Source organism: Chryseobacterium pennipullorum (assembly GCF_003384725.1).
GTDB classification, from domain to species: Bacteria; Bacteroidota; Bacteroidia; order Flavobacteriales; family Weeksellaceae; genus Chryseobacterium; species Chryseobacterium pennipullorum.
Genome location: NZ_QNVV01000005.1, coordinates 101,929 through 117,214, shown reverse-complemented (window position 1 = coordinate 117,214; position 15,286 = coordinate 101,929). Strand labels below are relative to the sequence as shown.

Here is a 15,286-nt window from a genome sequence, read left to right as displayed (position 1 = left end):
AAGGAATTTAACATCTCTTACTGTTATTAAGATCTTATGAAAAAAAATATTCTCCTTATTGCAACCTTTGCCTGTTCCGTTGCTGCAGGCCAGACCAGGGATACGGCCAATGTCAACAAAATTGAAGCGGTGAGCATTAGCGGAAAAAAAGTTCTGGTAGAACGAAAAGTGGATCGTCTTGTATACCATGTTCAAAATTCCATGCTTTCCCAAGGAAGCTCTGGAACTGAAGTTCTGGCTGCTACTCCGCTGTTAAAAGTAGATGAAAACAAAGGGCTTCTTGCTATTGTAGGTAAAAACGGTGTTTCTGTTATGGTGAATGACCGTATGCTTAATGTATCGGGAACGGAACTGATCAATTATCTGCAAAACCTGCGTTCTGAAAATATTCTGAAAATAGAGGTCATTACCACCCCCCCTGCAAAATACGAAGCCCAGGGGAACAGTGGAATCATTAACATTATACTCAAGAGAAATCAGAATCCGGGATGGAGTGGCTATCTGACGTCCAATTATACCCAGAAAACTTATGCCAGCTTTAGCAGCGTGGCTGGCGTCAATTATCAGACCGAAAAACTGAAGGCTTCTGTTAAAATTATGGGTTACGATGCGGATAAACGTTCAGTGGAAAATTATAAGATCATAGGGCAGAATTCGTCCAGCAGCAGGGATGACAGACGTGATATGAATGACGGCCTCGGATTAAATGCCAATTTTGATTATTCCCTTTCTAAAAACGCCAATATCGGTTTGGTATATGATGTTTCAAAAGGACACTCGAATATGGATATCAATTCCCAGCAGAGTTATTATACAAATGAAGCACTTACTTTGCAAACTGACACGGATTCCAAACACCGTTCTGATTTTACGTCCCAAATGCTGAATATGTATTTTGATCAGAAATTCGGGGATCATAAACTGAGTCTTGGAGCCAATTATTATGCTAACTTACCCGACAACCTCGTCAATTTTACCACGAGAAATATTGAAAATCAATCTACAGAGGTTGTCAGAAATCTTTCTTCGGTCGATTATCAAATTTATTCAGGGCAGGCTGATTTGACTTTAAATTTTAAAAAGATACAGACGGAAACCGGGATAAAGTACAGCCGATTTTCGAACAATTCGGATATCGGATACTATAATCGTATCGGTGATCAATATATAATTGATCCCGCCAGAAGCAATCTTTTTAATTACAAAGAGAAGAATTATGCTGCCTATATCAGCTTTAGTAAAGATCTTGGTGAAAAATGGTCTGCTAAAGCCGGTCTCCGGTATGAATATACTCAAACAAACGGATACTCTCCTACCACACAGGCTGAATCTGAAAACAATTACGGAAAATTTTTTCCTACAGCCTATCTTTCTTATAAAGCGTCTGAAAACAACCAGTTCAGCATCAATTACTCCAGAAGGATCAACCGTCCCTATTTCCGGGCTTTGGATCCGTTCCGGTGGTATTCGAATCCCAGGACCTATTATTCCGGGAACCCTGGATTACAGCCTTCTTTTAATCATAATGTAGAATTCAATTACATCTTTAAGAATACATTTTCTGCGCAGCTGTATTACCAGAGAACAGTTGATAATTTTGATCAGATCACATTCCTTGACAGGAAAGATATTACGAGTACTTTTCATAATTATTATAATCAGGACCAGTATGGTATTAACCTCAACTATACAGACACTTTCTTTAAAATCTGGGAAAGCAATAATTCAGTTACATTCAGCTATAATGAGACGCAGATCACTAAATTTAATGCAGTTCCTAAAAATGGACAATCATTCTATTTTTCCAGCAACAATACTGTTCAGCTGAATAAAGCAAAAACATTCTTCCTGTTCATTAATTACTGGCAAAACCTGCCTTCACGTGACGGCTACACGACGGTAAAAAACAGCGGGAGTCTGGATGCCGGCATTAAAATGAGCTTAGTAGAAAAAGTCTTGCAGATCAATCTGTCGGTGAGCGATATTTTTAAGCAGGCCGGGTATAAAGGCCAGGCCTATTTTGCAGACAACACGCAATCGTTTAATAATTACTGGGATGCCCGAAGGCTGTCCTTCACTGTTACTTATAATTTTGGGAATCAGAAAGTAAAAGCAAGTGCCAGAACCATTAATTTTGAAGAAAAAAACAGAGCTCAGTAAAGCAAAGAAACTCCAATAGTAAAGGCCCACAAAATTTGTGAGCCTTTACTATTGGAGATCATTTATATTTTCCAAAAGAATTAATGAATGTCTACGTTCTGTTCCGGTTTATTCTTATCAGGGTTCTTTGGTAAGACCACTGTCAATACACCATTTTCGTACATCGCTGAAACCTGATCATCAAAAACTTTATCCGTCAACTGAAAGCGTCGTTCAAAAGAACCTTCGTAAAATTCCTGATAGACGATATGGGAATCTGTGCTTTCATCATCCTGAGTATAGGAGATGGTGAGAACCTGATCTTTAATGGCTACCTTAAAAAGTTCTTTCTTCAGTCCCGCCGCAAAAAGCTGCACGGTAAAGTGACCATCACTTTCTATGATATTGACAGGTTTGTAATTATTGATTTTTCGGTCAAACATGTCTTTCAGCGGATGATTCCCAGCCATAAAATGGTCTCTGAATTTTCTCCCAAAATTAGTCTTTTCGAATCCACCGCACTGACGGAATTTTTCAAATGGATGTTGTGTTGTATTGTGTTGTGTATACATAATTTTAATAATTTGATAGGTTTTTTATGATTGATTATTGAATAGGAATAATGGCTAAATTCTCCTTTGACATCTGCCGATTTACAGGTTCCTGAGGTTTGGCAAAGTCCTTGTGATAAGGAAGAAATTCAATTTTATCCTGTCCATATTTCATTTGTTTTTCGCGTCTGTTACCCATTATCTTAACGGCAAACATCCCGATTCCTGCCAGCACAAGCCCAGCCAGCAATAATTTGAAAATTATGGATAAAAGAAATAGCGCTGCTCCTACCACTACTGTGATTCCTAATAATCTGGGCAGAAAAAATTTTATTTTATTGTTCATTTTGTTTGTTATTAAATTGTAATTCCTTTTGGTGTAAAATGTAGCAAATCCGGATCTACTTTTTCATTGCCCACTGTGTAGGTGTTCAATGGCTTACATGATACAAGACGAAAGGTTGTCTGATTTTACTTTATTTTTTTTCCCGTATCAACATAAATTATTTTTCAATAATACTGTTTGGTGATCACTGCTTTTCTAACATAAAAAATCAGCTACTATTTTAAACTTCTGTAACAAAGTTTATTTTTCAGCGTCTAACCGGATAGTAGTAAAACATTATGAAAAAAACTATATTCGCTTTGTCTCTTGTAATTTCTGTGTTTGTTTTTTCACAGGAAAAAGGAGATAACCAACCCAAAGAAAAACAGATTGAAGGGGTAGTCATTACCAAAACTAAAAAAGCCGTTGAGCAAAAAGCTGACCGCACGATTTTCGATTTTTCTGAACAGCCTCAGCTTAATAACGGTAATGTTCTGGAAGGTATTAAAAAACTTCCCGGCCTTGTAGCCACAGACATCGCAGGAATGATGTACCAGGGGAAAATGCTGGAAGTTTTCCTGAATGGAAGACCCTTGAATATTACTTCTAATGAGTTGAACTCCTTCTTAGAAGGCATGCCAGCCAATTCTGTAGAAAGAATTGAAGTGATTACACAGCCTGGCGCGGAGTTTCCTGCTACTTCCGGCGGAGCTATCATGAATATTATCACGAATAAAAATGCCAATAAGTATTTAAGCGCCACCTATTCGGGAAATTATACCTTTACCAACTACGACCGTTACAGAAACAGAACGAGCAATTCGATCAATTTAAATGCAAGAAATAAGTATTTCGGATGGCAGCTGAACGTGGGCCAAAATTATCGTGAAAGCATGCTGAACACCCAACAGGATAATTTGCTGAATGGTAATACAGACCGGTATGCGCGTACTTATTTTGCGAAATCAGGATTAACATTTGATTTAGGACAAGACAAATTGTTATTGAATTACGATATTTATCATAACAATAATGACAACTATACGCTGAGTGATGGTATTGCAGATCTCTTTTATAAACCCACTGAAACTTTTAGGGAAGCACAATTCGGATCCTCTGATGCTGCCCGTACTAATACGCTGAGGCAAGAGGCTGTAGTAACCTACCAGAAACGTTTCGGGGACAGGTCTCAAAAACTGGATTTCCAACTTGGCTTTACGAAAGCAGACAGCCAATTTTCTCAGGACAATTTTTACCAGAAAGGAAAGTATACAGATAATGGCCAGAAATTTTTTAATCAGGGTTTCAATGATATACTCAACAATACATCGGATATGAGGGTAGCCAATCTGAAGGTTGATTATGCGCAGCCTATCAAGTTGCTGGACGGCGGTAAAGTAAGTGCCGGAGGATTGTATGAGAGACAGGATTATGATACTGAAAGCAAAGGATTAAAAAACCTTGAATACCACAGGCAGACCGCTTCCACCTACTTGGAATTACAGGCTAAATTAAAGAAGTTTGATTTTACATTAGGGGCAAGAGCCGAAAATTACGACATCTATGGGGTTACAAGAAAAGATAGTTTGGGTAGTATTGTACAAAAGGATCTTATCCCATTCAAAAAGTTTAAATTATTCCCTAACGCAAGCGTACAATATAACCTGATGAAACAGGTCTATATAGCGGCTAACTATAACAAAAAAATAAATTTACCCAGTATTTCAGCCCTTAACCCAAATAACACCACATTTTCAGGGCCGAATACTCAAATCAATGGAAACCCAAATCTTCAGCCCACTATCTTTGACAATTATGAGTTAAAAATATCAGCTTTTGATTACGCGTTTATCGGATACAGTGTGAGCTCGGCCAATAACCAGGTGGCACAGATCATTAGAAGAGATGGTAAAAACCTTTATAATGAGCAGGTAAACATCTCCAATATGAGAATTCATAACTTTAATGTTGGACTTCCAATACCATTTATGGTTTTCAGTAAGCCTATCAGTGAAATCATGAAATTTGACTTCAATCCTGATAAAATCAATTTTATGTACCTGTATGCAGGGTATCAGAAACATGATATTGATGATCTTAACAACAAAGGATTCTGGATTTTCAATGTGATGACCCAGCTGATTTTACCAAAAGACATCAAAATGACAGCTAATTACAGCTATCTGACGCCAAGAGCTGGATATTTCTACTTTACTGCAGAAAAGCCATTTAATAACAGCCTGGATATTACACTGACTAAAAAATTCATGAATAACCGTCTTACGCTCTCTGTTTTTGCGAATGATATTTTCAATGGTCAGGTAATGCAGGTACGTTCTAATCCGCCATCCGGCCAGAGCGTAATGCTAAGAACCAAATTTGACTCAAGGAATTTCGGAATTTCCATTAATTATAAAATTCCTACCAAAAATAAACTGGCGAAAGAGGATGCCAGTATCCTTAAAGAGACAAAGAAAGAGGACAATGGAGGGGTGATGCAACAGCAAGGACAGTAATTCCACTGAACGATAACTTAAAGAGGCAGCAATCATTTTTGCTGCCTCTTTCTATTGATATTGAAATGATGTATGGTAAAAACATGAATGGCTTTAGTGTTTTCAAATCAAAAATCCACTGTCTGAAATCTCCAGTCCAGTGCATCCACTAAAGTCAGCTGATTGCTAATTACTGGAAGATCTGTTATGATTTTTAAAGTCTGGAGCGCCATCATACTCCCAATTATTCCGGGTAACGCTCCCAGGACACCCAGGCTGTCACAATCCGGTACATCTTCATCAAAAGGCGGCTCAGGAAACAGATCTCTAAGGTTTTTGCTTCCCTTATGATTGAAAATGGCTACCTGTCCGGAAAATCCTAAGATACTTCCGTAGACCAGTGTTTTCCGCAATTTTACGCAGGTGTCATTGACCAGATATCTTGTGGAAAAATTATCAGATCCGTCTATAATCACATCATAGGGTAACAGGATCTCATCAACGTTACCTTCATCAATCTTTTCCTCTATCCCTATATACTTCACCTGGTGATTCAGGTTTTCTACAAATATTTCAGCACTGCTTACTTTTAATATTCCAATATGATCCTCATTATGAATAATCTGTCGGTTTAAATTATGCAGTTCTACATGGTCAAAATCCACCACAGCTAACGTCCCCACCCCGGCAGCAGCCAGATATTGGATCACGGGACTTCCAAGACCTCCTGCACCCACAACAAGTACTTTTGAGTTCATCATTTTTCTTTGTCCCTCAAGGCCTATTTCTTCAATAAATATCTGGCGGCTGTATCGCGAAAAAACATCTCTTTTCATATTGTACAATTAAATTCCACTATACACAGACTCCCAGTCTTTCATCACGGGATCATAGCCGGCCTCTTTTATCATTTTCCGGATCTGATCCATGCTTCGTTCATCGCTCGTTTCAAATTGTTCAAGAGATTCCTTATCTACGGAATACCCTCCGGGATTCGTTTTGGACCCTGCACTCATGGCTGTGGCTCCTAAAGAAACAATATGATTTCTGAAGATTTCATTTTCTCTTGTAGAAATGGATATTTCCAGATCTTCATTCCAGATCCTGTAGGCACAGATCAGCTGCAGGAGATCTTTATCTTCCATGATAAAGTTGGGTTCAATGATTCCTTCAGCAGGCCGCAGCCTGGGAAAAGAAACCGAAAATTTACTCTTCCAGTATTGCTTTTGAAGATAGTCAATGTGGAGGGCATTAAAAAAACTGTCTACCCGCCAGTCCTCAAGCCCCAGCAAAACTCCCAGACCCATTTTGTGAATTCCGGCCCTCCCGATTCTGTCCGGTGTATCTAAACGGAAATGGAAATTAGATTTTTTACCTTTCGGATGGTATTCTTTATAAACCTCCTGATGATACGTTTCCTGATAGACCAGCACAGAATGAACCCCTTCTTCATGAAGGAGCTGATATTCTTCTTCCAGCAATGGCTGTACTTCAATAGAAATATTGGAGAAATGAGGACTGAGCAGGCGGACCGCGTTCTGAAAATAAGGAACTCCCACTATTTTGTTAGCTTCTCCGCTTACCAGAAGGACATGATTTACCCCCATAGATTTCAAGACCGAAGCTTCTGCCATTAGTTCTGTATCCGAAAGCGTTTTTCGCTTCAAGGGATTGTCTAAACTAAATCCACAATAGGTACATATATTCTGGCATTCGTTGCTGAGATAGAGCGGAGCATACAGCTGAATAGTTTTACCGAAACGTTTTTGGGTAAGCGCCTGCGTCATTTTTGCCATAAGCTCGAGTTCCTGTGAAGCTGCCGGTGAAAGCAGATTCAGAAAGTCGTGCGGCGTTTTATTTTTTCTCTGGAGGCTCCGGCGAACATCAGATACCGTGACGTTATCAAGCCTTAGCTTGATCTCATCCCATTGATACTGCTCAAAAACATCTTTAAAGTTTTTCATGGCGGGCTTATTCAAATAAAAATGAAGTGAGCGGGCTTGACGCTTCGGCATGAGTGGTAATTGCTCCCAGCCCAGATTCAAAAGCTCTTCTGCCGGCAATAACTCCTTCTTTAAATGCAATGCCCATACTTACCGGGTCTCCTGCTACAGCGATAGCGGTATTCACTAAAACGGCATCAGCGCCTATCTCCATTGCTTTTGCAGCATCTGAGGGAGCACCAATTCCGGCATCTACGACAACGGGAACTTTACTCTGACTGATAATAATTTCTAAAAAATCCAATGTTCTCAATCCCTTATTTGTCCCGATGGGAGCTCCTAAAGGCATTACGACTGCTGTTCCTGCATCTTCAAGACGTTTACATAAGACCGGATCAGCATGGATGTACGGCATGACAACAAACCCCAGTTTGGCAAGTTCTTCAGTAGCATACAAGGTTTCAATAGGATCTGGTAACAGATATTTTGGATCAGGATGAATTTCCAGCTTTACCCAGTTGGTCTCCAATGCTTCCCTGGCCAACTGGGCTGCTAATACAGCTTCTTTTGCTGTTCGCGCTCCTGAAGTATTAGGAAGAAGATGAACATTGGTAGTTTTCAATGAATCTAATAAATCATCTTCAGACGATTGCGAATCAATCCTTTTCAGCGCCATCGTCACCATATCGGTTTCTGAAGCTGCTACAGATGCTGCCATGTCTCTCAGACTTCCGAATTTCCCTGTCCCTAAGAACAGCCTCGATTCAAATGTTCTTCCAGCTATAATCAATTTTTGAGTTTCGTTCATATCATTACTTTTTTAAATTCACTAATAATGGAGGGCTGTTTTGTAATCAATCCTGAAACGGAAGCTCCATAGAGGCCGGCCTTCTGTAATGGTATGATATCTTCCAACCCCACCCCTCCAATGGCAAAAATTTTCGGAATTTCCATCGACCTTTCTTTCAGACCCTCAATGATTTTCTTGTATCCTTCAAAGCCCAGGATTGGGCTTAGCCTTTCTTTCGTTGATGTGAATCTTAAAGGCCCTAATCCGATATAATCACAGGGCTCCTGAATTCTTTGAAGAACATCAGAAAGGGTATTGGCCGTTCCCCCGATCAATTTATGATCTCCCAACGCAAGTCTTGCCTCTTCTACTGATCCGTCATGGAGGCCTAAATGAACTCCATCGGCATCTATTTCTTTTGCCAGCTGCACATGATCATTAATAACACAAACTGCCCGATAAGTACTGCAAAGCTTTTTTGTCTCTTCACAAAGACGGATTAATTCATTTTCGAGAGCATTTTTCCATCGAATCTGTATCCATTGTATCCCATGATCCAGCGCCTTTCTGATATTAAAATCCTGCTCGTTAATGGTAGTCCCTTGTGATATATATTGTAGTTTTTCCATTGATACTATTTTTTTACCGAAGGATCGCTTTTCTGCATTTTTTAAATGCTTCCAATGGCTGATCAGATTCCCAGACAGCTCCTAATAAAGCAGCTCCATCAACTCCCCTGTCAAAAACGTTTTGAATTGTGTCGTGACCAATTCCTCCCAAAGCGATCAGTTTTACTTCCGGATTGTTCCTGTTTTTAATCTCTTCCTTAAGCATGGTATCGGTGCCATATCCTTTTTTAGAAATACTGGTAAAGAACGGGCTTATAAAAGCATATTCCCATTCTTTTTCCAGGCTGTTATACGCAGCGATATGGTGTACCGAAGTTGAGATGATACTTTCTTTCGCTATAAACCTGTGTTTCCCCTGCTGGCGGTCGGCTTCCCTAACATGAAATCTTGAAATATTATATTCTTTTCCGAGATCATAATGAGTGTGCAGCACCAGCTGTGGATAGAAAATATCATCAATTCTGCAGATAAAGTCAGACATCTCCGCCTCTGTCATCTGAGGTTTTCTGATGTGAAGCAGGTCCAATCCTTCCCGAAACATCTGATGGATGATATCGGCTTCATTGGGAACCCCTGTCTCCGGAGTGATAACAAGGATCATATATAAATTTCTTTTCCTTTTTCAATAAATTCTTTGGACATATCCAGCATTCCTTTTTCAGCAGATTCACGGATTTCCTGGGTAATTTTCATCGAACAGAATTTGGGCCCACACATCGAACAGAAATGAGCTATTTTTGCTCCTTCAGCAGGTAGCGTTTCATCATGGTAAGCTCTGGCAGTATCAGGATCCAGCGAAAGATTGAATTGATCTTCCCACCTGAATTCAAATCTTGCCTTACTCAATGCATTGTCTCTATACTGTGCTCCCGGATGTCCTTTTGCAAGGTCTGCGGCATGAGCAGCCAGTTTATAGGTGATCACCCCAACTTTTACATCTTCTTTATTGGGAAGCCCTAAATGTTCCTTGGGTGTAACATAGCAAAGCATTGCACAGCCGAACCACCCGATCATTGCCGCTCCGATTCCGGAAGTAATGTGGTCATAACCCGGGGCAATATCAGTAGTCAAAGGACCTAAGGTATAAAACGGTGCTTCATCGCAAACCTCGAGCTGCTTATCCATATTCTCTTTAATCATATGCATCGGAACGTGTCCAGGACCTTCAATCATTACCTGTACATTGTGCTTCCATGCAATTTTTGTAAGCTCGCCCAAAGTTTCCAGCTCTGCAAACTGTGCCGCGTCATTGGCATCGGCTATAGAACCCGGACGCAGCCCGTCTCCTAACGAGAACGCAACGTCATACTTCTTCATGATCTCACAGATTTCTTCAAAATGCGTATATAAAAAATTTTCCTGATGATGATAAAGACACCATTTCGCCATAATGGATCCACCTCTGGAAACAATTCCTGTTACTCTATTGACCGTCAAGTGAATGTATCTCAACAAAACCCCTGCATGAATCGTAAAATAAGACACGCCCTGCTCAGCCTGTTCAATCAGCGTATCTCTGAAAACATCCCAGGTAAGGTCTTCCGGAACACCTTTTACTTTTTCCAGTGCCTGATAAATGGGAACCGTACCAATAGGAACTGGACTATTTCTGATGATCCATTCTCTGGTTTCATGAATATTTTTTCCCGTGGAAAGATCCATGATGGTATCTGCTCCCCATCGGCATGCCCACACTGCTTTTTCCACTTCCTCATCAATACTGGACGAAACAGCACTGTTTCCGATATTGGCGTTTATTTTTACTAAAAAATTGCGTCCGATGATCATCGGCTCGCTTTCGGGGTGGTTGATATTATTCGGTATAATAGCCCTTCCTGCTGCAATCTCATCTCTGACAAATTCCGGACTAATTCTGCTTTTGGGTGTTCGGGCTCCGAAACTGTTTCCGGAATGCTGAAAAGCCATCTCTCCGGACACCGTTTCCAGCTGCTCGATACGCTGGTTTTCCCTGATTGCCACATATTCCATTTCAGGAGTGATGATGCCCTGTCTTGCGTAGTACAACTGAGTAAGCTCTTTCCCGCTTTGGGCAACCTTTGGCTTATGATCATAAGAAAACCGCAATTCATCCAGACGTGGATCAGCCAGACGTATCTTACCGTATTCTGAAGTAATCCCTTCCAGAATATCCACATCTTTTCTGTCCAGTATCCATTGTTCTCTTATTCTTGGGAGTCCCTTCTGAATATCAATGACCACGTTTTCGTCCGTGTAGGGGCCAGAGGTATCATAAACGGTAACCGGCGGATTATCTTCAAAGCTTCCATTGGTAAGTTTGGTTGGACTAAGGTTTATTTCACGCATTGCAACACGGATGGGATGTATTTTTCCTGTAACATACGTTTTCTTTGAGTTCGGAAATGGCGAACATGTAATGGAGTGAGCCATAGTATTGGTATTAAATATGAGAATTAACCACCTTGAGTGGCAGTAATGATTAAAACTGAATCCTGGTCTTTGAGAACTGTTTCTGCCCAGACGGACATTGGGATAATACGATTATTGATGGCTACGGCAATTCCTTTTTTCTTTCCGGGCAATTCCATAGCCAGCAGTGCCTCCAGATTTTCCGGTGGTGCATCAAATGTTTTTCGGGTGTGGTTGATTATAAGTTCCATTCCTAATGATTTACATATACTTTAGGAATGGCCATTATTGTACAATAGAATGTACAGCAAAAGTCATCTACTTTTCCCTACGCTGGTATGATCCAGATCAGGTTCAAAGGGTAAAGTCTCAGTCTGTTGGTAACAGACACCCCTAAAGTTGGGGACGAAGTTAGACATTATTTTGATATAAGCAAAATTGATTTTTGCCTATAATGAAAAAAGACCATCTCGATTTTGAGACAGTCTTCACTTTTATTTTAAATAATTCTTTAGTAAAAAAGCTTCAAGCTTCCATCAGAATTATATTGATTAGTCCAATTTGATTGGCTCATAAAAAATTCGGAACTATAAGGTGTATACCCTTTTGAAATTTTTCTTTGAGGATTATTTTTTGATAATGAAAAGTATAAATAATCTTCAAAAATACCCAAATTCTTAAATGGATTTTGTGCAGCATCAAAGTTATCAAATATAATTTCATTCGTAATATAAGCATCGATATTATTATGCTTTTCCGTTTTAATAGCCTTTTCTAAATTTCCTGAGCTATTATACATAAACTTTTCTACGTAGGTCAAAATATAATCTTGAGGATCAGTCGGATCGTATGGAGCATTAGGATATTGAGTTAAAATCTCAGTTAATTTTCCTGAAGCGTCATAAGTATAGGTCAAATACTTATCCATATATGAATTATTAACCTGTGGAATAATTAATTTAATAATTCTACCTTGATTATCAAACTCAAGTTTTCTTTCCTTCAACGGAACATTGAAACTAGGATCCGAGCTATAATTTTTCATTATTGCTGTATTTCCTGTATATGTTACCATTGTATAAACAGATTTTGAATAAGCATTAGGATACCCTGTACTTCCGGAAAGTTCCAACACTCCTCCTACTCTTTTACTAATTCTTCCTTGAGCATCATATTCGAACATATAATTTTGTTCCAATCCATTAACGACAGGTGACAAAACAGGATAATGCCATGATATTTTACTTGTATTTTCAATAATTGTCTGGTGCGAATGATCAACTGGCAATTCCTCATTGTCTGAACAAGATGCCATAACCAGCAATGCGGCTAATAAAAGTGATTTGAATTTCATGATATAGTTTTATGATACGCTTATTCTTCGCAAGCTCTCCAGATCGCATCATTCTGCGGTACGGGAGCTGTAATTTTTATTTTTTCTTTGGTTACCGGATGGATAAACTCTAGTTTTCTTGCGTGAAGATTGATTCCTCCATCAGGATTGGAACGTGGCGCTCCATATTTCAGGTCTCCCTTGATGGGAACTCCTGTTTTGGATAGCTGGGCCCTGATCTGATGATGTCTCCCGGTTTCAAGATCAACTTCAAGAAGCAAATAGTTATCCAGTGTCCTGATTATGTGGTACGTCAGGATAGCCTCCTTCGCTCCTTCCGTAGCTTTAGTAAAAACAATCGCTTTATTATTCTTCTCGTTTTTCTTTAAATAGTGAACCAGCCTTTGGCTCTGCGGAATCATTTCTTTTCTTACTACTGCCCAATAGGTCTTTTTAACCTCACGGTTTTTTACCATCTGGGTAAGACGGGACAGCGCTTTTGAGGTTTTGGCATAGATAACCAACCCGGAAGTGGGGCGGTCTATACGATGAACCAAGCCGAGAAAAACATTTCCCGGCTTAGCATCTCTTATTTTGATAAAATTCTTAATGGATTCCAACAGCGATTCGTCGCCCGTTTTATCGCCCTGTACAAGCTGGCCGACTTTTTTGTTCACCACAAGAAGGTGGTTGTCCTCATATACGATCTGCTCCTTCATACTGCGTCTGTCTATCTTCTTCTATTGGATAGCGAAAGAATAATTCCCCCCAAAAGCCCAACGGTTTTCAGCCAGGCAAGGCCTGTGTTTTCAGGCAAAAATGCTCCTATTATACAGATTCCAGCTGCTGCATACATGGCATACACAAAATTTTTATTCGTCAGTAGTGGAGCCTGAATAAAGAAGGATGCACCAATCAGCACGTAAAATACTTTCCTGGACAGCAAATGATTGATTTCAGGAGAAAACAGATTAAACCACCCGACTGCCAGACAGATCAATGCTGCGATGGATAAAATACCCTGGATAGATTGTTGTTGGTTCTGCATAGATTAATAACTTTCGTTTTCGTTTGGAAATTCAACATTTTTCACATCTTTCACGTATTGGGAAACAGCTCCCGTGATTTCTGTGTAAAGGTCCAGGTATCTTCTTAAGAATTTCGGGCTGAAGCCTTTATTCATCCCTACCATATCATGATAAACCAGCACCTGACCGTCACAGTCTGATCCGGCACCAATTCCGATGGTTGGAATAGAGATACTTTCTGTAACCTTCTTAGCCAGATCCGCAGGGATTTTTTCCAGGACAATGGAAAAACAGCCTAACTCTTCCAGAAGCTGTGCATCAGCAATCAGTTTTTCTGCTTCCGCTTCTTCTTTAGCTCTTACTTTATAGGTTCCGAATTTATAAATTGACTGAGGTGTAAGTCCCAAATGTCCCATCACAGGAATTCCTGCATTGATGATTTTCTTGATCGATTTGGAAATTTCTTTTCCGCCTTCAATCTTTACTGCGTGGGCACCTCCTTCTTTCATCATTCTTACTGCAGACTCCAATGCTTTCTCGGGATTACTCTGATATGTTCCGAAAGGTAAATCAGCAACAACCAATGCTCGGTCGGTTCCTCTTACCACACTCTGGGCATGATAGATCATTTGATCCAGCGTAATAGGCAATGTGGTTTCAAAACCTGCCATTACATTCGCTGCAGAGTCTCCAATCAAAATAGCATCTACTCCACCCGCATCTACCATTTTTGCAGTAGTAAAGTCATAAGCGGTAAGCATCGTTATTTTCTCCTTGTCGAATTTCATTTTACGCAAGGTTTCAGTCGTAACTTTTTTAATTTCAGAATGAACAGACATAATTTATCTATTTTTAAAAGTTAAAAAGTCGGCCTCTGGCCGACTTGAATTTTGTATGATTTTTATAAAACTACGTGACCGAGTTTCATGAGTTTGTCGTGATTTAAGATCTTGATATTTCTTCCGTCGACTTCAATGAGGCTGTCCTGCTTGAATTCCGAGATCAGACGGATGGCACTTTCTGTAGCGGTACCGATGATATTGGCGATCTCTTCCCTTGTCAGCGAGATCTTAATGAAGCCTTCAGGATCCACGCCAAGCTTCTGTTCCAGCAGCAACAGAATTTCAGCCAGCCTTTCCCGCACTGTTTTCTGAGCAAGGAAAGTAATGGTATTGGATGATTCTCCTAATTCGTATGAGATTTTCTGAAGCATCACGAAAGACAACTGAGGATCTACCTCCAACAGATACATAAAGATATCTGCGGGTAAGAAAACACATTCAATGTCTGTCATTGCTTCTGCTTTGGCCTGGAAATTTTCCCCGCAAAGCAAAGAACGATAGCCGATGATATCCCCTTCTTTGATAAATCTTAAAATCTGATCTTTTCCGAACGCTCCGGATTTTGATAATTTGGCAGCACCTTTTTCCAGGACATATACTCCTTTTGGAGTTTCACCATCCTCGAAAATAGTATCGTGTTTCTGAAAACTCAGTTTTTTTTTGCCATTAATGTATTTTTCAAAATCTACGCTGGAAAGTCTTTCCTTAAATGATTTATCACTAAAAACTCTGGCGAACCTCTCTTCAATTGCTATCTGTTGTTCCTGCGGCATTTTATATGATATTTATCACAAAAATAGAACTTTTTAACACGATAAACAAA

At 39.7% G+C, this 15,286-nt stretch carries 16 protein-coding genes and 1 riboswitch; of the genes, 2 read left to right on the top strand and 14 right to left on the bottom strand.

Annotated features, from left to right (window positions below):
• Positions 1-36 precede the first annotated feature (36 nt).
• Entirely contained in the window at positions 37-2,160 is a 2,124-nt protein-coding gene (locus tag DRF67_RS07995) for an outer membrane beta-barrel family protein (RefSeq protein ID WP_115927773.1), read from the top strand.
• 80 nt (positions 2,161-2,240) lie between these two features.
• Here DRF67_RS07995 and DRF67_RS07990 read toward each other — a convergent pair whose 3' ends face one another.
• Together DRF67_RS07990 and DRF67_RS07985 are read right to left on the bottom strand one after the other, a co-directional pair.
• Positions 2,241-2,711, bottom strand: a complete 471-nt coding sequence (locus tag DRF67_RS07990) for an Hsp20/alpha crystallin family protein (RefSeq protein ID WP_115927772.1) — start codon at positions 2,709-2,711, stop codon at positions 2,241-2,243.
• Positions 2,712-2,745: 34 nt separating this feature from the next.
• A complete protein-coding gene (locus tag DRF67_RS07985; RefSeq protein ID WP_115927771.1) occupies positions 2,746-3,036 on the bottom strand; it encodes a hypothetical protein in 291 nt (96 codons plus the stop codon).
• A 278-nt stretch (positions 3,037-3,314) separates the two neighbouring features.
• On the opposite strand from DRF67_RS07985, the gene DRF67_RS07980 reads away from it, so the two are divergent.
• Complete coding sequence (locus DRF67_RS07980; RefSeq protein ID WP_115927770.1) at positions 3,315-5,531, top strand: outer membrane beta-barrel family protein; 2,217 nt, start codon at positions 3,315-3,317, stop codon at positions 5,529-5,531.
• A gap of 107 nt (positions 5,532-5,638) precedes the next feature.
• Here the strand turns inward: DRF67_RS07980 and DRF67_RS07975 are convergent, their stop codons facing one another.
• The 12 genes from DRF67_RS07975 to DRF67_RS07920 form a co-directional block, all read right to left on the bottom strand.
• Positions 5,639-6,346, bottom strand: coding sequence for a HesA/MoeB/ThiF family protein (locus DRF67_RS07975; protein ID WP_115927769.1), 708 nt, complete (start codon positions 6,344-6,346; stop codon positions 5,639-5,641).
• Between the two features lie 9 nt (positions 6,347-6,355).
• Positions 6,356-7,474 carry a 2-iminoacetate synthase ThiH gene (gene thiH, locus DRF67_RS07970; RefSeq protein ID WP_115927768.1) on the bottom strand — a complete coding sequence of 373 codons (1,119 nt, stop codon included), beginning with the start codon at positions 7,472-7,474 and terminating at the stop codon, positions 6,356-6,358.
• 7 nt (positions 7,475-7,481) lie between these two features.
• The gene (locus DRF67_RS07965; protein WP_115927767.1) at positions 7,482-8,261 is read right to left on the bottom strand and encodes a thiazole synthase; all 780 of its coding nucleotides are present in this window, start codon (positions 8,259-8,261) and stop codon (positions 7,482-7,484) included.
• On the bottom strand, positions 8,258-8,872 hold the full coding sequence (locus DRF67_RS07960) for a thiamine phosphate synthase (protein ID WP_115927766.1): 615 nt from the start codon (positions 8,870-8,872) through the stop codon (positions 8,258-8,260). The genes DRF67_RS07965 and DRF67_RS07960 overlap by 4 nt, the downstream gene beginning before the upstream one ends.
• A 13-nt stretch (positions 8,873-8,885) precedes the next feature.
• The gene (locus DRF67_RS07955) at positions 8,886-9,473 is read right to left on the bottom strand and encodes a thiamine phosphate synthase (RefSeq protein WP_115927765.1); all 588 of its coding nucleotides are present in this window, start codon (positions 9,471-9,473) and stop codon (positions 8,886-8,888) included.
• Positions 9,470-11,281, bottom strand: coding sequence for a phosphomethylpyrimidine synthase ThiC (gene thiC / locus DRF67_RS07950; protein ID WP_115927764.1), 1,812 nt, complete (start codon positions 11,279-11,281; stop codon positions 9,470-9,472). The genes DRF67_RS07955 and thiC overlap by 4 nt, the downstream gene beginning before the upstream one ends.
• Positions 11,282-11,304: 23 nt before the next feature.
• Positions 11,305-11,511: a sulfur carrier protein ThiS gene (gene thiS, locus DRF67_RS07945; RefSeq protein WP_115927763.1), complete on the bottom strand. Its 207-nt coding sequence runs from the start codon at positions 11,509-11,511 to the stop codon at positions 11,305-11,307.
• A 57-nt stretch (positions 11,512-11,568) separates the two neighbouring features.
• A riboswitch (TPP riboswitch) is annotated at positions 11,569-11,665 on the bottom strand.
• A 106-nt stretch (positions 11,666-11,771) separates the two neighbouring features.
• Positions 11,772-12,614, bottom strand: a complete 843-nt coding sequence (locus DRF67_RS07940) for a hypothetical protein (RefSeq protein ID WP_115927762.1) — start codon at positions 12,612-12,614, stop codon at positions 11,772-11,774.
• Positions 12,615-12,634: 20 nt separating this feature from the next.
• Positions 12,635-13,312 (bottom strand): RluA family pseudouridine synthase, encoded by a 678-nt coding sequence (locus DRF67_RS07935; protein WP_115927761.1) that lies wholly within the window; start codon positions 13,310-13,312, stop codon positions 12,635-12,637.
• Positions 13,313-13,323: 11 nt separating this feature from the next.
• Positions 13,324-13,641, bottom strand: a complete 318-nt coding sequence (locus tag DRF67_RS07930; RefSeq protein WP_115927760.1) for a hypothetical protein — start codon at positions 13,639-13,641, stop codon at positions 13,324-13,326.
• A 3-nt stretch (positions 13,642-13,644) separates the two neighbouring features.
• Positions 13,645-14,460, bottom strand: coding sequence for a 3-methyl-2-oxobutanoate hydroxymethyltransferase (gene panB / locus DRF67_RS07925; RefSeq protein ID WP_115927759.1), 816 nt, complete (start codon positions 14,458-14,460; stop codon positions 13,645-13,647).
• A gap of 62 nt (positions 14,461-14,522) precedes the next feature.
• Complete coding sequence (locus tag DRF67_RS07920) at positions 14,523-15,236, bottom strand: Crp/Fnr family transcriptional regulator (protein WP_115927758.1); 714 nt, start codon at positions 15,234-15,236, stop codon at positions 14,523-14,525.
• Between the last annotated feature and the right edge of the window lie 50 nt (positions 15,237-15,286).

What these genes read in the sequence shown, in the direction of transcription:
- DRF67_RS07995 (WP_115927773.1), top strand. Translation starts at nt 37, where the DNA reads ATGAAAAAAAATATTCTCCTTATTGCAACCTTTGCCTGTTCCGTTGCT.
- DRF67_RS07990 (WP_115927772.1), bottom strand. Translation starts at nt 2,711, where the DNA reads ATGTATACACAACACAATACAACACAACATCCATTTGAAAAATTCCGT.
- DRF67_RS07985 (WP_115927771.1), bottom strand. Translation starts at nt 3,036, where the DNA reads ATGAACAATAAAATAAAATTTTTTCTGCCCAGATTATTAGGAATCACA.
- DRF67_RS07980 (WP_115927770.1), top strand. Translation starts at nt 3,315, where the DNA reads ATGAAAAAAACTATATTCGCTTTGTCTCTTGTAATTTCTGTGTTTGTT.
- DRF67_RS07975 (WP_115927769.1), bottom strand. Translation starts at nt 6,346, where the DNA reads ATGAAAAGAGATGTTTTTTCGCGATACAGCCGCCAGATATTTATTGAA.
- thiH (WP_115927768.1), bottom strand. Translation starts at nt 7,474, where the DNA reads ATGAAAAACTTTAAAGATGTTTTTGAGCAGTATCAATGGGATGAGATC.
- DRF67_RS07965 (WP_115927767.1), bottom strand. Translation starts at nt 8,261, where the DNA reads ATGAACGAAACTCAAAAATTGATTATAGCTGGAAGAACATTTGAATCG.
- DRF67_RS07960 (WP_115927766.1), bottom strand. Translation starts at nt 8,872, where the DNA reads ATGGAAAAACTACAATATATATCACAAGGGACTACCATTAACGAGCAG.
- DRF67_RS07955 (WP_115927765.1), bottom strand. Translation starts at nt 9,473, where the DNA reads ATGATCCTTGTTATCACTCCGGAGACAGGGGTTCCCAATGAAGCCGAT.
- thiC (WP_115927764.1), bottom strand. Translation starts at nt 11,281, where the DNA reads ATGGCTCACTCCATTACATGTTCGCCATTTCCGAACTCAAAGAAAACG.
- thiS (WP_115927763.1), bottom strand. Translation starts at nt 11,511, where the DNA reads ATGGAACTTATAATCAACCACACCCGAAAAACATTTGATGCACCACCG.
- DRF67_RS07940 (WP_115927762.1), bottom strand. Translation starts at nt 12,614, where the DNA reads ATGAAATTCAAATCACTTTTATTAGCCGCATTGCTGGTTATGGCATCT.
- DRF67_RS07935 (WP_115927761.1), bottom strand. Translation starts at nt 13,312, where the DNA reads ATGAAGGAGCAGATCGTATATGAGGACAACCACCTTCTTGTGGTGAAC.
- DRF67_RS07930 (WP_115927760.1), bottom strand. Translation starts at nt 13,641, where the DNA reads ATGCAGAACCAACAACAATCTATCCAGGGTATTTTATCCATCGCAGCA.
- panB (WP_115927759.1), bottom strand. Translation starts at nt 14,460, where the DNA reads ATGTCTGTTCATTCTGAAATTAAAAAAGTTACGACTGAAACCTTGCGT.
- DRF67_RS07920 (WP_115927758.1), bottom strand. Translation starts at nt 15,236, where the DNA reads ATGCCGCAGGAACAACAGATAGCAATTGAAGAGAGGTTCGCCAGAGTT.